Origin of the sequence: Tolypothrix sp. PCC 7712 (assembly GCF_025860405.1) — a bacterium.
GTDB lineage: Bacteria > Cyanobacteriota > Cyanobacteriia > Cyanobacteriales > Nostocaceae > Aulosira > Aulosira diplosiphon.
Genome location: NZ_CP063785.1, coordinates 166749 through 182827, shown reverse-complemented (window position 1 = coordinate 182827; position 16079 = coordinate 166749). Strand labels below are relative to the sequence as shown.

The window sequence follows — 16079 nt, the reverse complement described above, 5'->3', positions numbered from 1 at the left end:
TTAATTATGTTTAATTATTTACTCTTGATAATTACGAAAAAGCATTTTCAGCCCTCCTTTTCTTTATCTAGCAAATTAGCAAATGGCTGAAGCTGTATTAAAGCTTCTTCTCGCCAATTTTCATCTTCCTCACCTTCTTCTAAAGTAAATAATCTTTCCCTACAGAGAATTTGTAATAAAATTGGCAAACGCTGACTTTGATTGAAAATCCACTCTACATCCTCAGCATCAAAAGGAATGGGGGAACTGGCTATTAATTCTCGCGCTTCTGCTTCTGTCAATGCTCCTAAATATGCGGTGTAGCCAAAAATATTAAAGAAGGGTGAACTATGTCCGGTACTGTACGCCAGTTCAATTGGTGATTCTGGAGTAGCTAAGATAAACGCCAGATTTCCGCCTGTGTGGTTAGTCGCTAAGGAACGCAAGCTTTCCCAAAATCCATCATCTAATTCTGGACAGCGTTGCAATCCCACGCCAATTTCATCTAATAAAATGACTGTGGGTTGATGCAAGTTACTGCTGACTACATCCATAAAATAATCTAAGTCGCAAGGGTTTGGTATTTGCAGTTTCAAGGATTCTAAAATGTACTTGAGCAATCCTTCGCGATTCTGCATTCTTGCGTCTTGCAAGTCTATGAAAATCCACTGATAACTTTCTGGATTTGGTAGCCAATCAGACTTTTGATTAAGACGTAGCTGTGATGCTGGGGTGGTGGTGATATTTTTGAGGTAATGTAGCAGAGATGTTTTACCACTGCGCTTTTTACCGATGATGGCGGCGTTTTGCAGGGGATGGCGTTTGAGTAAGTGGAAGAGGCGTTTTAGTTCTTTCTCGCGTCCAAAAAAGTGACGTGGTTGAGTAATGGGTGAGCCAGTAATGAAGGGTGAGGCTTCGCCGTTGGTTGGCTGGGGTGTAGATGGTTGAGTTTCTAGTTCTTTGGATGCAATTTCTTGCCAATTTAATCCCAACTTGTCGCTAAGTTCTACAAAATTGAGATAATCGACAGGTTTACCGCTCAGAAAGTTTTTAACGGTGGATAGAGAAATTCCTGAATCAGCAGCCAATGACTGCTGGCTGGGATAGCCATTCCGCAAAGGTGCTGACTTAACTGTTTTAATATACTCTGGAGCTACCCGAAGCGATCGCGCCATTACGCCTCATCTGTTCATACCAATTCACAGTTAATTGTAGAGTAGCAAGTGCGACAGCATCATGGGCTAAACTCAACCAAGACTACAAATCACCTGATAAATCCGCTAAAAGTCAACTATCTCTCAGCTAAGTTCTCGTCTATTGACCAATTTCAATAGATTGTAGAGTTAATTGCGAGGGCAAGCAAAATGGATAACCAAAACCAAGTTAATACACAACAGGTAACAGATACAAATAGCAGCACTGTAGATCTACATTACCCGAAGCCACAGCAGTACTTGGCATCCCACCGACTTTTGCCGAGCTTTGGCACTGGGCAAAAGTAATACCACCAGCATCTTTGATATGTTCTAGCCCCCGTGCACCATCGCCATCACTCCCCGATAGTACTACGCCAATTGCTTTACTTCCCCGCTCCTCTGCTAAGGAAATTAAGAAAGCATCTACTGACATAAACAACCCATAGATTCTACCCCGAGGGGCCAAGTTCAGCACTCCCTGAGCAATAGTCATCTTGGCATTAGGCGGAATCACGTACACATGATTCGGTTCCACAACCATGCCATTCTGCACTTCTACTACAGGCATTTCGGTTGAGCGTGAGAGAATCTCGCTTAACAGACTTTTTTGGTTAGGACTCAAGTGCTGCACTATGACAAATGCCATCCCAGTATCATTGGGTAAATGATTCAGCAATTCTGTGAAAGCTTCTATTCCACCCGCAGAAGCACCCATCCCCACAATCGGAAATAATTCATCTTGATTATTCTCCTGCTCATTATTTGAAGATTGAGCAGATGGGGACTTGGCTGGAGATTTTTTAGCAGACCGCTTAGAGTTCATTATGTGAGCAGTGTACGTTGGGATGTTACATAAAGTTAGCGCTTGCTTGCCTACTGCTCCCACAAGTGGAATAAGCTTTAGTTTTAAGCAATCACAACAATAGATTTTGTTTCGCGTTATCAGAGATTAGCCCGAACAACTAGCCAAAATTTGAGTGTACCAGCGATAATATAGCAATGCGATTTAATTTATAAAACTATTTATCTAAGCAGGTAACTTTTAACAGGGAACCAAAAATAAATAATTAAACTCTACTGATTTTTTTGAGAAATCAAATATGAGTTAAATATGTATGTAAAATGTTGTTTATGTACATTTAGTAAATATTACTTGAATCCATAAATTAATTGATTCCCTCGTTAGGCAGAACTTTGCAGCGTTGCAACAGAAGCGATGAAGAAGCGCGATGAACAGACGCGATGAAGAGATGCAATTAAAAGACGCGATGAATCGCGTCTCTACAAGGTTTATACTTCCTCTGCTAAGTTTTTCTCTGATGCTCAGTTTTAATCCAGTGCGATCGCGGTTTTTGGAAACATAACTTGAAGGTGGTAACAATCATCGCGGGAATCCAATGCATCATGTAAATTGAACCTTGGATAGTTGCCCAAAGTAAAGACCATCCGCGTAAATTTTGATATTGATAAATTCCGGCGATAAAAGCCACTGTGAGAATAATGCTGAGTAAGGTTTGTAGGGGTAATAAAACAGGGCGATCGCTTTTTAAAATTGTCCACAATAAATCAGGTATCAGCCCAATAGGAAGTAAAAATTGCAAGAGAAAAAATAAGAGTAAATCAATAGATTTATTCCAGCCCAAAGTTAGAATTTGCGGAAAATAATCGAGGTAACGCTGATAGCCACCTTCCGCCCAGCGACAATGTTGCGGCCATAAGTTTTGCCAAGTTGTTACCGCTTCTTCTTGAATTGTGGCAAAGGTAACAAACTCAATTTCTGTACCTAATAAATACAATTTAAAACAGAGATCCAAATCATCAGTAACAGTGTCTTCACTCCAACCTTGACACCTTGCGAGTAATTCTCGCCGCACTAACATTCCATTACCCCGCAGTTCCGACATTCCTCCAATAGCAATGCGATGAGTTTGCAAAAAGCTATCGCAATTCATCTCCATTTGCTGACAACGAGTTAAGAAATTAGCCTCTGCATTCATAATTGCTTTTCGCACCTGTACAGCACCAACACCAGGTTTCTGAAACACAGGTACAGTTGCCATGAGAAAATTAGCAGGAAGCAGCGCATCCGCATCGCAAACTAAGATAATTTCTCCTCGCGTCAAAGGAAAAACCGCATTTAGCGCCCCCGATTTACCACCTTTTGATTCCCGTTGATGAACTTGTAGCGTTGGGAATTCAGCTTGTAATTGCTGCAAAATCTGGGGTGTTGCGTCTGTACTACCGTCATCAATCACCCAAATATCCAGGCGATCGCGCGGATAATTTAATTCATATAAACTGTAAACTAAATCAGCTAAGACAGCACTTTCATTTTTAGCCGGAATTAAAATTGATACCTGCGGTAAATCAGCATCACTCTCAATTACCAAAGGCGCAGGTTTTACTATCAGCATTCGCAGAGTTTGCACAGCCAAAGTTGCTGTTAAACCTACCATCAACCATTGCGCTTGTGGTAGCCAATGCAACAAAATGACAAAACCCCACACCAGTAATAATACTAGAGTTGCCTTTAAACGGCGATCGCGATGAGCGCTAATATCTTTCCTGGGCTGATAGATGCTTTTTCCCACTGTTTAGCAATTATCTTCAGTTTGGATATATATTATACTGACTTTTCCCTTTATCTTTGTTATGGAGGTTTTTTCTTGCCCCTTTTCCCCTTCCCCTTTTGCCCTTAACCGATAAGTATTGGAACGGTAACGACAATTTGTAACTACAATAGGATATTGTAGCTGTCGTTCAGTTATGGAATATAAATGGGATGAAGCAAAACGTCTTGCTAATCTTCATAAACACGGCATCGATTTTACCGATGTTCCATCTGTATTTGATGGCGATATCATAACAGTTGAGGACGATCGCTACAATTATGGAGAGCAGCGTTTTGTCACATTCGGTTTGTTGCAAGGGCGAGTTATTGCCGTTGTCCATACAGAACGTGAGGATTGTACCCGTATTATTTCTGCAAGAAAGGCGACGAAATATGAACAACGAACCTACTTCGAGCAACTCTCAAACTGATTGGCAACGACTGGATGCAATGAGCGATGAAGATATTGATTTATCAGAATGCCCAGAGATTACACCGGAAATGTTTGCTAAGGCAATTGTGAGACGGGGTTTACCTGCTACAAAAACCAAGTCTCAAGTTACACTTCGCATCGATAGCGATGTATTGGAGTGGTTTAAGTCCCAAGGGCGAGGCTATCAAACACAAATCAATCAATTGCTACGAGCGTATATGGAAGCACACCAATAATCCGTTTGGGTAAGACCAATTTCAGTAACGTCATTGGTGTAGTGCGAACCACATCACTGTAAATAATTGGCGGACGAACATAACGGCTATCGTAACTTTGCACCCAGCCTCTTACCTCTGCATTATCCTTGCAGAATAATGTTGTGGTACGTGAGATGATTGCGGGGTATGGCGATTTTGTAGTAAAACTAAAGCCCCAATTGTGAGAAGAAAATAGCCAAAGAATTTTTGCAATCTTTGCGCTGGTACATACTGAGCCAAATACGCCCCAGGTACGCTTCCTGCACTCGCAGCAATAATAAAGGAAAACATCAAATTCCAATTAAGATCAATATGGCCTAGATAGCCCAAAAAGCCTGTAACTGAATTAAAAATAATAATCAGCAGTGATGTACCAATCGCTTTTTTCATGGGTACATTTCCTAAGAGTACCAAAGCGGGGACAATAGCAAATCTACCACCGACACCCACTAAGCCAGTTAATACTCCTACGCCTAAGCCTTCAGTCATTAACCACAACCAGCAATATTTACAAACAGGTCGGGGATAAAATGCTAGTTGTGGATCTGCGGGGATAGGTTTAGAACTACGGCGAATCATAAATACTGCTGCAAGCAACATCATGATTGCAAACAGCAACATTTGAAAGCTTTCGGTGACTACTGGAAGCGTAGCAATTTTCGCCCCAATAAATGCACCCAACATTGTGGCGGAACCAAAAATTAATGCCGTTTTGAAGCTGACATTCTTAGCTCGCCAGTGGGGAATCAATCCCAGTATGCTAACTGTACCGACAATTACCAACGTCATAGCGATGGCTGCGCCAACGTCTTCGACGAACGCAGATTTTGGCGGTACACCCATGACATAAACTAAGATTGGCAGCGCTAGCACCGAACCACCACCGCCAATTAAGCCCAAGCTTAACCCAATACAAGCAGCTAATAGATGCCCAACAATCCACACGTCGCTTCGCTCCGAATTCAAAATTCAAAATACCCTGCGGGAAGGCTTACGCCTACAAAATTCAAAATTAAGACACCCATCAGGAACTTCCAGAAAATAAATTATGCAATTGCTTGTAGAGACGCGATTCATCGCGTCTTTATCCGATTCGTCGTGTCTTTACCCCGCCCCTAGTCTACATCCTGACACGAACGCTGACGGCAGTAATACCGCAATCCCCACAAAGAACTCAGCAAAACCAGAATTTTTAAGATCAAAGGACTTAAAACAAAACTGATAAACAGACTAACTACAGCAATAGTGCTGGACAACACAACTACTATTTCTTCTTTGCGAAAGTAGAATCTGGCAAAGATGGCGAACAGTGACACGCTAAACGCTAAGAGCAAGGATGTATACATAAAAACGCACTGTGAAGAGTCGCAAGGGTGTAAGGGGAGAAATAATTAATGACAAACACCAAACCCCAATTACCCATTACCAAACACCAAGCCCCAATCCCCAGTAAAGATTTTTATCATTTTAATTTACTAAAAACTTATATTACTATATAGTTATATCATATAATGATAGTTATAAGGTAAAACTGCTGTAGGATGTCAGTCGCAAACCGCCTCATGGTGGTATCAGTAGGTGAACCTTGTAACTAGTATGAGGAGCTGGTTGACTCTAGCTTTATTAAATAGTTACCAGGGGGGAATTGTATGGCTCGAATTGTAGTGATTGGTGCGGGAATCGGCGGGTTACCCATTACCTACGAACTGCGACGACTACTGCCAAAAGAGCACCAAATTACACTGATTTCCAATACCCCTAAGTTTACTTTTATTCCTTCCTTACCTTGGGTAGGGTTGGATATTAAAGAACTTGAGAGTATTCAATTAGATGTAGAAAAGCTGTTAGTAAATCGAGGAATAGATTGGATATTAGGAGGAGTTAGCCAAATTCAGCCAGAGTTACAGCAACTCGTTGTCAACGATACTGTAATTTCTTATGATTATGCGGTGATTGCTACAGGTGCAGAATTAGCACTAGACGCAATTCCCGGATTGGATCAAGGATATGTGCAATCGGTGTGTAATCCAGCTCATGCACTCAAAGCCGCAGAATGCTGGAAAGAGTTTCTGAAAAATCCAGGGCCGATAGTAGTAGGTGCAGTACCTGGAGCTAGTTGTTTTGGCCCAGCTTACGAGTTTGCATTACTTACAGACTGGCTATTGCGGCGATATGGGATACGGAGTCGCGCCCCCATTACTTTCGTCACACCAGAACCCTATGTTGGACATTTGGGAATTGGTGGAATGGCAAATTCTGCGGAATTGGTGACCAAATTACTCAAACAAAAAGAAATTACAGTACTCGAGAACACCGCTATTAGCCATATTGGAAAAGACACAATTTACTTAGCTGATGGGCGTTCTCTACCTTTTGCTTTTAGTATGTTGCTACCGCCATTCCGAGGGCCGCGTTTTTTAAGAGAAGCGCCTAATTTAACTGATTCAAAAGGATTTTTACCTGTATTAGCCACTTATCAACATCCTCAATTTTCTTCAATTTATAGTGTTGGGGTGATTACCCAACTCAAACCACCAGAACAAACTCCCATTCCCATTGGTGTACCCAAGACAGGCCAAATGACCGAAGCAATGGGAGTAGCTGTAGCTCATAACATTGCTGTACAACTAAAGGTAATTTCTCCACCTTTGGTAACTCCCACCTTAGAAGCACTGTGTTTAGCAGATTTTGGCGACACAGGAATTGCATTTTTAGCAGACCAAGTTTTACCAGATCCAATTACTAAACAAAGACGCAGAGCCATCGCTAAAGAAGGACTTTGGGTAAGTTGGGCTAAGACTGCTTTTGAGAAGTTTTTCCTAGCTAAAATGCGTTGGGGTTTAGCAGTGCCTTGGTTCGAGCATTGGGGATTGAATATGATGGGTTTAGACCTAGTAAAACCAATTGAAGAGTTGGATTTAACAACAAATTCTCAACCTGTGAAAATGAATTTATAAATCGTAATTAGAGATGTAGGGTGTGTTGTCTGTCGCATAGAGCAACGCACCAATCGAAAAGATACCAGAGGAGAGCCAATGAACAGCGACGAGCGCAATAGTCAGCTAAAAATTTACTTTCGTTTAGTAGATGTTTTAGCACTAATTACTGGCTGGAGTTTGGCATTTTTGACAGGGTTGTTATTGTGGTTTGCCCCTATAGAAAAAGATGTGGATATCGCTTGGTTTTTCGGTTTATTAAAACATGAATGGGGCAAACTTCATTTATTCATGGGTGTAATTGCTTTGTGTATCACAACGATTCATCTTGTAATTTCTCAAAAAGTTTTACAAAGTTTGGATCATCGTCACAATTTATGGGAATAATCTTTATTAAAGATGTATGAAAATTGCACTCAACCCCAATGAATTAGAACTACTAGCACGCCGCTTTAAAGTTCTTGCAGAACCCACAAGATTGCAGATTTTAGGGGCATTATGTAATCAAGAGCAGACCGTACAGGAAATATGCGATCGCACTGGTCTTAAACAAGGAAATGTTTCTAGACATTTGCAATTAATGAAAGATGCAGGGGTCTTAACTTGTCGCCGTGAGGGTTCATGGCGCTACTACCGTGTGATCGATACCGAACTTTTAGCCATGTGCAAACATCTTTTCCGCAACGTTATGAGGTGAATTGTTATTTGTCATTTGTCATTTGGTGTTTGTCCCAATTACCCAGTCCCCAGTTCCCAATCCCTAATCCCTTGGAGTTAAAAACATGACAGAATTATTTTCCCAAGCATGGATGCAAGCTTACGCAGAGAAATGGAATCAAGAGCCTGAGTTAGCAGATGCACTCAAACAAATTCATTTTAGTTCAGTAATTGGTTATGGCTTTGAAAATGAATCCGAACCTAGAGGTGTACTCACCATTGTGGATGGCAAAGCGGTTTATGCAGATATCTACAATGGGCAAAAACTCAACTGGGATCTGCGCGCTGACAAGGATCATTGGCAACAGTGGGTAGCTAAAGGCTTAAACATGATGGGTTTGAGCATGGCTTATATGTCACGCAAGTTGCAATTCCGTGTAGGAGATTATCTTGCCATGATTAAAGATCCACGTATGGCAGGGCCATTTATTAAGTCTTTCTCAGTTATGGGTAGGGTATGAAAAGGGCATGGGGCATGGGGCATAGGGCATAGGGCATGAGAAAGACAGATTTTCATGCTTGGTTGTGCCAAAACCTGCTGTGAATGCCTCATGAGATAAACTCTACTCTCACTCTGCGCCTCTGCGTGAGATAAATTATCCCGCATTTATGCAACGCCAAAAATTACTCCCAATCTAAAATCCAAAATTGTCATGAAACGTACTCTCAAAGATAACCAACCAAATCAAACTCAACCTTTCAGCTTAAGCGCTAGACAACTGCGATCGCGGCAAGCACAATTCATAATTATTGATGCTCGCAGTTGGATGGAGTACGTTCTTGGGCATATTCCCGGAGCACGTTACCTCGCTCAAAGCAGTATCCTGAAGGAGATTCCTAAAGACCAACTCATAGTAGTCACTTGCCTGTCAGGACACCGCAGTTTAGCCACAGCAAATTGGTTAATTGAGCAAGGCTACAGTAAGGTTTACAACTTACAAGGCGGCATCATGACATGGCAACAGTTAGGCTATTCTCTGCAACGGGGAAACAATCCCTAGCTATTTGATGCTGAATTTATAGAAGAGCAGAATCAATCTTATGTTTAACGATCAATCGTCCCTCAACTTGGAACCAACTCATATAGACACTACCCCAGAACCAGCCCCAGAACTACAACCCAAAAAACCCAAGCGGCTGGGGATGATTGCTTTGATTACTGTTTTTGCGATTGCATTTGGGGGTGTGGCTTGGTTCTGGTTATTGCGTCATCCTTCCGAATCAACGGAAACTGCAACGGTGCATCTTGAACCTCTAGAGGTGGAAACTACAACGGCTGCTCAAGAATCTATAGCGGGTGACAGCAGCCTCACTGGTACTATCGAATCTGTGGAAACTGTCACCACTACCAGCCGGATTCAAGGACAAATTAAAAGTCTCCCAGTGGCAGAAGGCGACAGAGTCAAAGCCGGTCAAGTCTTGGCTATTATTGATGTTAAAGATATCCAAGCCCAAGGGAATCAGGCATTAGCTGCGATCGCCCAAGCGCAAGCGGGTGTGACAGTGGCGGCGGCGGCGCAAACCCAAGCAATGGCTAGCAAAACTCAGGCAGAAGCCCAGTTAAATCAAGCCGAAGCCGGACAACAACAAGCCGAAGCTCAATTACAAGAAGCCCAAGCACAATTAGCTGATGCCCAATTAAATCAACGCCGCATGACAATGCTGCAAAAAGATGGTGCAGTTAGTCAATCACAGTTGGATCAGGCAAATACACAGGTAGCATTAATTCAAGCGCGGATTAAACAAGCCAAGGCGGGAATTGAGCAAGCCAACCGGGGAATTGATCGCGCCAAAGCTGGTGTACAACAAGCCAGTTCCCAAGTCAAACAAGCCGAAGCTGGAGTAGAACAAGCACGTTCCCAAGTCCAACAAGCCAAAGCCGGACAACAGCAAACCCTCGCTAACTTAAACTATGGCACTGTCACCGCACCCTTCGCAGGTGTGATTACCAAAAAACATACAGAAGTCGGTGCGATCGCCGGGCCAGGACAGCCGATAGTGACATTAGAAAGCACTAATCGACTACGTTTAAGTGTTGCAGTTCCCGAATCCTTAATTTCCTTAGTTAGATTGGGAGACGAGGTGAAAGTACAGCTAGATAGTGTTAACCGTTCCGTTACTGGTCACGTGCGGCAAATTGTACCTTCTGCTAACTTAAATTCTCGTAGTTTTACCGTGAAAGTCGCCTTAGATAATTCCTATAAATTAATGCCGGGAATGTTCGGACGCTTAGAATTACCGAGGGAAACTCGCACAGTGATGATGATTCCGCAAAATGCTGTGTTTAAGCGTGGTCAATTAGAAGGAGTATATGTAATTGTGGCTAATGATATTGCTCAATTACGCTGGGTAAAAACCGGGAAAGTGCAAGAGAACAAAGTAGAAATTGTCTCCGGGTTAGAAGCAGGCGATCGCGTTATTACTAGCAATGTTGAAGAACTGCGTGATGGACAGCAGGTTGTTGCTAATCAATAAATAGTTTTGTCTCACGCATTCGACGAAGTCGTTCTCGCAGAGTAGGCGCAAAGGCGCAAAGAGAAAAGACCTCTTAACTAAATACTTCTCATCTAGACCTATCTGTATTTATCGGCGTTCATCTGTGTTTATCTGCGGTTCCTTTATCTTCTTCCCCATCTTATGTGAATGAGGAAGAAAATTCAAAATCCAAAATCCAAAATCTAAAATCCAAAATGGTATTATGAACGGTAAAAGTTCAGAACCAAAAATCCAAAATCAATCTAAACTTGGTTTTGTTGGCAAACTAGCCAAAAAATTTATCGACTCTAAATTAACTCCCCTAATTATTTTAGTTTCATTATTATTAGGCATTGGGGCAACGATAATTCTACCCCGCGAAGAAGAACCGCAAATTACAGTTCCAATGGCGGATGTATTCGTACAAATGCCAGGTGCAACTGCCAAGGAAGTAGAACAGCGCATTACCTTCCCTATGGAGAAGTTAATTAAAGAATTACCTGGTGTCGAGTATGTTTATTCAACTTCTAGCCCTGGTTCATCTGTTGCCATTGTCCGGTTTTATGTAGGGCAAAAAACCGAAGATGCTATTGTTCAACTTTATAACAAGCTATACGCTAACTTCGATAAAATTCCGGCTGGTGTTTCTCAGCCATTAATTAAATCTCGCGCCATTGATGATGTACCGATTCTAACGCTGACTCTGTGGAGTAATCAAGCTAACTCTACCGATTTACGGCAAATTGCTGCTCAATTAGATGAGCAAATCAAGCAGGTGCCAGATGTATCGGAAACCACTTTAATTGGTGGTCAAAAACGACAGTTACGCATCGAAGTTGACCCTACAAGATTGAATGCCTTTGGATTAACTCCCTTAGATATTTCCCAAGCATTACAGTTACAAAATACCGAACTAGCAAGCGGTGCATTAAGCCAAAATAATCAATCATTCTTAATTAGAACTCAAAGCTTTATTCGCTCGGCAGAAGATGCACAAAATTTAGTTGTGAGTGTGGCGAATAATCAACCTGTATATTTGCGGGATGTCGCTACTGTTAGCGATGGTGCAGAAGAAGCAACTAGTTATGTATTTTTCGGACAAGGTAAAAAAGTAACTCAGGGTGAAGCAGATGCAGTGACAATTGCGATCGCAAAACGTCCAGGTGCAAATGCAATTCAAGTTTCCCATCATGTATTGCAAAAGTTAAAGGAAATTCAGCATAATTACATCCCCAACTATGTACAGCTAACAGTCACGCGGGATTATGGCGAAACCGCCGCCGAACGTTCTAACGAGTTGTTAGTCCACATGGGTATTGCAGTAATTTCTGTAACATTCCTTATGTGGTTTGCACTAGGTAAAAAAGAGGCGATGGTGGTGGCAGTTTCCATCCCTGTAACCTTAGCCCTGACTCTCGCCAGCTTTGTATTTTATGGCTTTACCCTGAACCGCGTAACATTTTTTGCGCTAATTTTTTCCATTGGTATTTTAGTTGATGATGCGATCGTGGTTGTTGAAAACGTCGGTCGTCATTTGCAACTTCCCGAAAACAAAACCCGAATGCAGTTATCGTGCAACCGCCAAAAGACACTACAAAAAATTGTCCTCGAAGCTGTAGACGAAGTAGGAAATCCGACAATTTTGGCGACTTTAACCGTAATTGCGGCAATTTTGCCAATGGCATTTGTCGGTGGATTGATGGGGCCTTATATGCGCCCAATTCCTTTGGGTGCTTCTGCAGCGATGATATTCTCCGCTTTAGTGGCGTTTATTGTTGTGCCTTGGGCAACGATGCGCTTTTTTGGCAATTACAATAGTCACAATCACGGACATGAAGAGGAAGATTTTCTCAGCCGCCTTTATCGCCGCTTCATGGGGCCGTTAATTGCGCGTCGTCAATGGGGAAACGCCTTTATTGCGGTGACACTGGCGTTATTAATCGCAGCCTTGGGATTAGCGGGATTTCGGTTAGTAATCCTGAAAATGTTACCCTACGACAACAAAAGCGAATTACAGATTGTCCTCAATATGCCGGAAGGGACAACCCTAGAACAAACGGCTAGGGTAACGAAAGAAATGGGGCAATATCTCACCACAGTACCAGAAGTCACGAACTATCAAAGCTATGTTGGTACTGCGTCGCCTTACAACTTCAATGGCTTGGTGCGACATTACTTTTTGCGTTCCGGTGCGAATATCGCAGATATGCAGGTGAACTTTTTACCGAAGGGGGAACGCAGTCGGCAAAGCCATGATATTGCTAAAGCTATCCGCCCTAACTTAAAGCAAATTGCTGATAAGTATAACGGTCGTGTGCAAGTAGCAGAAATACCCCCAGGGCCGCCAGTGTTGCAAACTTTGGTTACCGAAGTCTACGGTGCAGATTATGAGAAACAAATTGAACTAGCCCAACAAATTCGCCAAATTTACAAGAATACTGCTGATATTGTGGATGTAGATTGGTATATGGAATCACCACAAACAGAATATCAATTAGTAATTGACCGAGAAAAAGCCGCCCTCAATGGTATTAGTCCAGCGCAAATTTCTCAAGTGTTACAAATTGCTCTTTCTGGTCAAAATGTGGGTTTACTCCATGATGCCAACTCTCGTGAAGATATCGCCATTAACTTACGGCTAAATCAAGCAAATCGCACCAGTTTAGCAGACCTGAAATCTTTAAAGATGAAGGGAGTAAATGGTAATTTAGTCGCTGTCAGTGACTTAATTCAAACGGAAAAGACCACAGCCAATCACAGTATTTATCACAAAAACTTAAAGCCTGTAGTTTATGTTACGGCTGATGTTGCCGGGAAAGTCGAGAGTGCAGTGTATGCCATGCTCAATGTGCAATCTCAAATAGATAAACTCTCCCATACTAAAGGCTATAACATTACTACCCACTTCACCGAACAACCCCCAACTACAGAAAAATTTGGCATTAAATGGGATGGTGAATGGCACGTTACCTTTGAAGTATTCCGCGATTTAGGAATTGCTTTTGCTGTAGTGTTGGTGTTAATTTATGCCTTAGTAGTTGGCTGGTTCCAGTCCTTTGTAACTCCCTTAGTAATTATGGCAGCAATTCCCTTTTCTTTAGTAGGAATTATGCCAGCCCACTGGCTAATGGGAGCATTTTTCAGCGCAACCTCCATGATTGGCTTTATCGCTGGAGCCGGAATTGTAGTGCGAAACTCAATTATTTTAGTAGATTTTATTGAATTGCGTCTGAAAGAAGGAATACCTCTAGAAGAGGCAGTAATAGATGCAGGTGCAGTGCGATTTCGCCCGATGTTGCTCACAGCAGCAGCCGTGATAGTTGGTTCCGCAATTATTTTAACTGACCCAATTTTCCAAGGATTAGCAATTTCCTTAATGGCTGGTGAAGTCGCTTCTTTATTATTATCGCGGTCAGCCGTACCAATTTTATATTACAAAGTCTGGCGAGGTAAAAAATCAAAACCAAAAGCTATCCCTATCCCCTCTGCAATTGTCAATTAAATATTACTCAGATTTGATTGTTGCAATAATGTAGGATGCGTTAGCAATAGCGTAACGCATCCGTACCAAAGCTGAGATTTTTTCAGAAATCAAATCAGATTCCTATAGCACTTGTAATGCTTACACGAAGTCAAATGATGTTTGCGACACATCAATAATATTCTAGAGGGCAAGGCAGTGCCCACCTGTGTCAACTTAAGCTAAAAGCTATATAGGGCGGGCGTTGTACAAATACCTCGCGCCCTCATCCCCTAACCCCTTCTCCTGGGGGAGAAGGGGAATTAAATCTCTTGCTCCCCTCTCCCGGCGGGAGAGGGGTTGGGGGTGAGGGCGAAAACCTAGCTAAAAAGCGGGTTTCACGTTAAGTTGACACCAATGGGCAGTGCCTTGCCCCTACAATCTGTCGCATTCTTTTTTTAAATGGAAGTAATCTTATATTTTTTGAAAATTCCAATCTGATTTTCCATCTAATATAAATCTAAAACAGGATGAAACAGATGAATACAAGCAACAAAATTCTTGTACTATTCTGGTTAAAATATATAAATTTTGTATAAAATTTGACAGAAATATTTTAAAAAATACTAGGCTAAAAATTTCATATAGTTGTAAAAGCCTGATTAGACAAGACTTGATTAAAAACAATCAAACTACTTTATCAAAAATTTATAGTGGAAATACTTACACATTTTAATAATGCAAAGGATATGATTGAATTTATCGGATTATTCATCGATTCAATATTAGATAATGGTGAACGAGCAACATCATTTTACAAGTCCAGAACAACAAGAAACAGAAGTCTGGATAGATTTAATGCGTGAAAGACTGAAATATCTGCCTAATAAATTATTGGCTGCAGAAATTGAACATTATTTAAAAACAATCGAAGAAAATTTGCATAATCAAAGTCTTATTGATAATTGTCTCTACAACATTCAAATCTTACGCCTCAAAAGTCAACAGCAGCCCTGGATAAAATTAAATTAGCCATCACTGGTTGAAATAATCTGTTTTATAGACTTGAGTTACAAACGCAAAAATGTAGGTGCTTGTTTACCACCATTAATATTAAATCTATTAAATTTGTAAGGGTACAACATTGTTGTACCCTTACTTGTATATCTCACTAATTCACTACTTGCTATGGTTAAATATGGTTCAGCCTGGGAATTAAATCAAGAGGGCTTTACCTCTGGCAGGAAACTTATTGAAATTGCAGTTTACTGCCAAATGTAAATCAGAATAAACAACACAATCCAGATCACATCAACAAAGTGCCAAAACAATGAAGTTGCATTGACACCAAAGTGACCAGTATCATAATTACCTGGATTAAAAGAGCGTACCAGAATAATCGACTGTAGCAAAATCCCGGTAAGTACGTGCAAACCGTGAAAGCCTGTAAGCAAATAGAACATCCCACCGAAAACGCCAGAAGTAAAACCAAAGGCGAGGCTGTGCCATTCAAGTGCCTGTCCTAATAAAAAGTAGCTACCCATAGCCATTGTAGCTGCAAGAAACAGACGAAATTTCAGTAAGTCGTGACGTTGCAAAGCACGTTCGGCCAAGTAAATCACGAAACTACTGGAAACCAGAATCACTGTATTGATTGCGGGGTCTTTAATTTCTAATCCAGAGACACCAGCCGGTAGCCAGTTAGGAGTCGTGATTTTGTAAACAATATATCCAGCGAAAAAGCTCAGGAAAATAACACTTTCTGATAGCAAGAAGACGATGAAGCCAAACATCTTATTGCCTTCTTCGTCGTGGGTATGTTCACCACTTATGTGATGAGACTCCCCAGAAGTGAGATAACTGTCCATTGCGGAAATTCTCCTTAACCAAATTCAGTAATGAGTGCTGAGAGAAGACAACGTAGTCAGCACCTTGATTGCAGAGGGTAATAAACGAACCGCAGAGGACGCGGAGGACTAACAGATATGAAACTCCGCGTTACTCAGCGTTAACCC

Annotated in this window: 17 protein-coding genes; 10 read left to right on the top strand and 7 right to left on the bottom strand. The window is 41.6% G+C overall.

Annotated features, from left to right (window positions below; translation table 11 throughout):
- Window positions 1-47: 47 nt before the first annotated feature.
- The 3 genes from HGR01_RS00770 to HGR01_RS00760 all read right to left on the bottom strand — a co-directional run bounded on the left by HGR01_RS00770 (window position 48) and on the right by HGR01_RS00760 (window position 3766).
- Window positions 48-1154 (bottom strand): ATP-binding protein, encoded by a 1107-nt coding sequence (locus tag HGR01_RS00770; protein ID WP_045867849.1) that lies wholly within the window; start codon window positions 1152-1154, stop codon window positions 48-50.
- A gap of 208 nt (window positions 1155-1362) precedes the next feature.
- Window positions 1363-1998, bottom strand: coding sequence for a chemotaxis protein CheB (locus HGR01_RS00765; protein WP_045867848.1), 636 nt, complete (start codon window positions 1996-1998; stop codon window positions 1363-1365).
- A 481-nt stretch (window positions 1999-2479) separates the two neighbouring features.
- Window positions 2480-3766: a glycosyltransferase gene (locus HGR01_RS00760; protein ID WP_045867847.1), complete on the bottom strand. Its 1287-nt coding sequence runs from the start codon at window positions 3764-3766 to the stop codon at window positions 2480-2482.
- Between the two features lie 175 nt (window positions 3767-3941).
- Here HGR01_RS00760 and HGR01_RS00755 point away from each other — a divergent pair, with 175 nt between their 5' ends.
- Together HGR01_RS00755 and HGR01_RS00750 are read left to right on the top strand one after the other, a co-directional pair.
- Window positions 3942-4217: a BrnT family toxin gene (locus HGR01_RS00755; RefSeq protein WP_045867846.1), complete on the top strand. Its 276-nt coding sequence runs from the start codon at window positions 3942-3944 to the stop codon at window positions 4215-4217.
- A complete protein-coding gene (locus HGR01_RS00750; protein ID WP_045867845.1) occupies window positions 4180-4455 on the top strand; it encodes a BrnA antitoxin family protein in 276 nt (91 codons plus the stop codon). Before HGR01_RS00755 ends, HGR01_RS00750 begins: the two co-directional genes overlap by 38 nt.
- Here HGR01_RS00750 and HGR01_RS41885 read toward each other — a convergent pair.
- The 3 genes from HGR01_RS41885 to HGR01_RS00740 all read right to left on the bottom strand — a co-directional run bounded on the left by HGR01_RS41885 (window position 4415) and on the right by HGR01_RS00740 (window position 5822).
- Window positions 4415-4558 (bottom strand): hypothetical protein, encoded by a 144-nt coding sequence (locus HGR01_RS41885; RefSeq protein ID WP_168160926.1) that lies wholly within the window; start codon window positions 4556-4558, stop codon window positions 4415-4417. The genes HGR01_RS00750 and HGR01_RS41885 overlap by 41 nt on opposite strands.
- 8 nt (window positions 4559-4566) lie before the next feature.
- Window positions 4567-5421, bottom strand: coding sequence for a sulfite exporter TauE/SafE family protein (locus HGR01_RS00745; protein WP_045867844.1), 855 nt, complete (start codon window positions 5419-5421; stop codon window positions 4567-4569).
- A gap of 170 nt (window positions 5422-5591) precedes the next feature.
- Window positions 5592-5822 (bottom strand): hypothetical protein, encoded by a 231-nt coding sequence (locus tag HGR01_RS00740; protein WP_194007712.1) that lies wholly within the window; start codon window positions 5820-5822, stop codon window positions 5592-5594.
- A 303-nt stretch (window positions 5823-6125) separates the two neighbouring features.
- On the opposite strand from HGR01_RS00740, the gene HGR01_RS00735 reads away from it, so the two are divergent.
- The 8 genes from HGR01_RS00735 to HGR01_RS00700 all read left to right on the top strand — a co-directional run bounded on the left by HGR01_RS00735 (window position 6126) and on the right by HGR01_RS00700 (window position 15096).
- Entirely contained in the window at window positions 6126-7433 is a 1308-nt protein-coding gene (locus HGR01_RS00735; protein WP_045867843.1) for an NAD(P)/FAD-dependent oxidoreductase, read from the top strand.
- Window positions 7434-7511: 78 nt separating this feature from the next.
- Window positions 7512-7799: a DUF4405 domain-containing protein gene (locus HGR01_RS00730; protein WP_045867842.1), complete on the top strand. Its 288-nt coding sequence runs from the start codon at window positions 7512-7514 to the stop codon at window positions 7797-7799.
- Between the two features lie 16 nt (window positions 7800-7815).
- On the top strand, window positions 7816-8109 hold the full coding sequence (locus tag HGR01_RS00725) for an ArsR/SmtB family transcription factor (protein WP_045867841.1): 294 nt from the start codon (window positions 7816-7818) through the stop codon (window positions 8107-8109).
- Between the two features lie 85 nt (window positions 8110-8194).
- The gene (locus HGR01_RS00720; protein ID WP_045867840.1) at window positions 8195-8590 is read left to right on the top strand and encodes a hypothetical protein; all 396 of its coding nucleotides are present in this window, start codon (window positions 8195-8197) and stop codon (window positions 8588-8590) included.
- A 192-nt stretch (window positions 8591-8782) separates the two neighbouring features.
- Complete coding sequence (locus tag HGR01_RS00715; RefSeq protein WP_052335040.1) at window positions 8783-9130, top strand: rhodanese-like domain-containing protein; 348 nt, start codon at window positions 8783-8785, stop codon at window positions 9128-9130.
- A 40-nt stretch (window positions 9131-9170) separates the two neighbouring features.
- Complete coding sequence (locus HGR01_RS00710) at window positions 9171-10604, top strand: efflux RND transporter periplasmic adaptor subunit (RefSeq protein WP_210403057.1); 1434 nt, start codon at window positions 9171-9173, stop codon at window positions 10602-10604.
- 223 nt (window positions 10605-10827) lie between these two features.
- A complete protein-coding gene (locus HGR01_RS00705; protein WP_045867839.1) occupies window positions 10828-14106 on the top strand; it encodes an efflux RND transporter permease subunit in 3279 nt (1092 codons plus the stop codon).
- 750 nt (window positions 14107-14856) lie between these two features.
- Entirely contained in the window at window positions 14857-15096 is a 240-nt protein-coding gene (locus HGR01_RS00700) for a hypothetical protein (RefSeq protein ID WP_045867838.1), read from the top strand.
- A gap of 233 nt (window positions 15097-15329) precedes the next feature.
- Here HGR01_RS00700 and HGR01_RS00695 read toward each other — a convergent pair whose 3' ends face one another.
- Complete coding sequence (locus HGR01_RS00695) at window positions 15330-15932, bottom strand: heme-copper oxidase subunit III (protein ID WP_045867837.1); 603 nt, start codon at window positions 15930-15932, stop codon at window positions 15330-15332.
- Window positions 15933-16079: the final 147 nt, after the last annotated feature.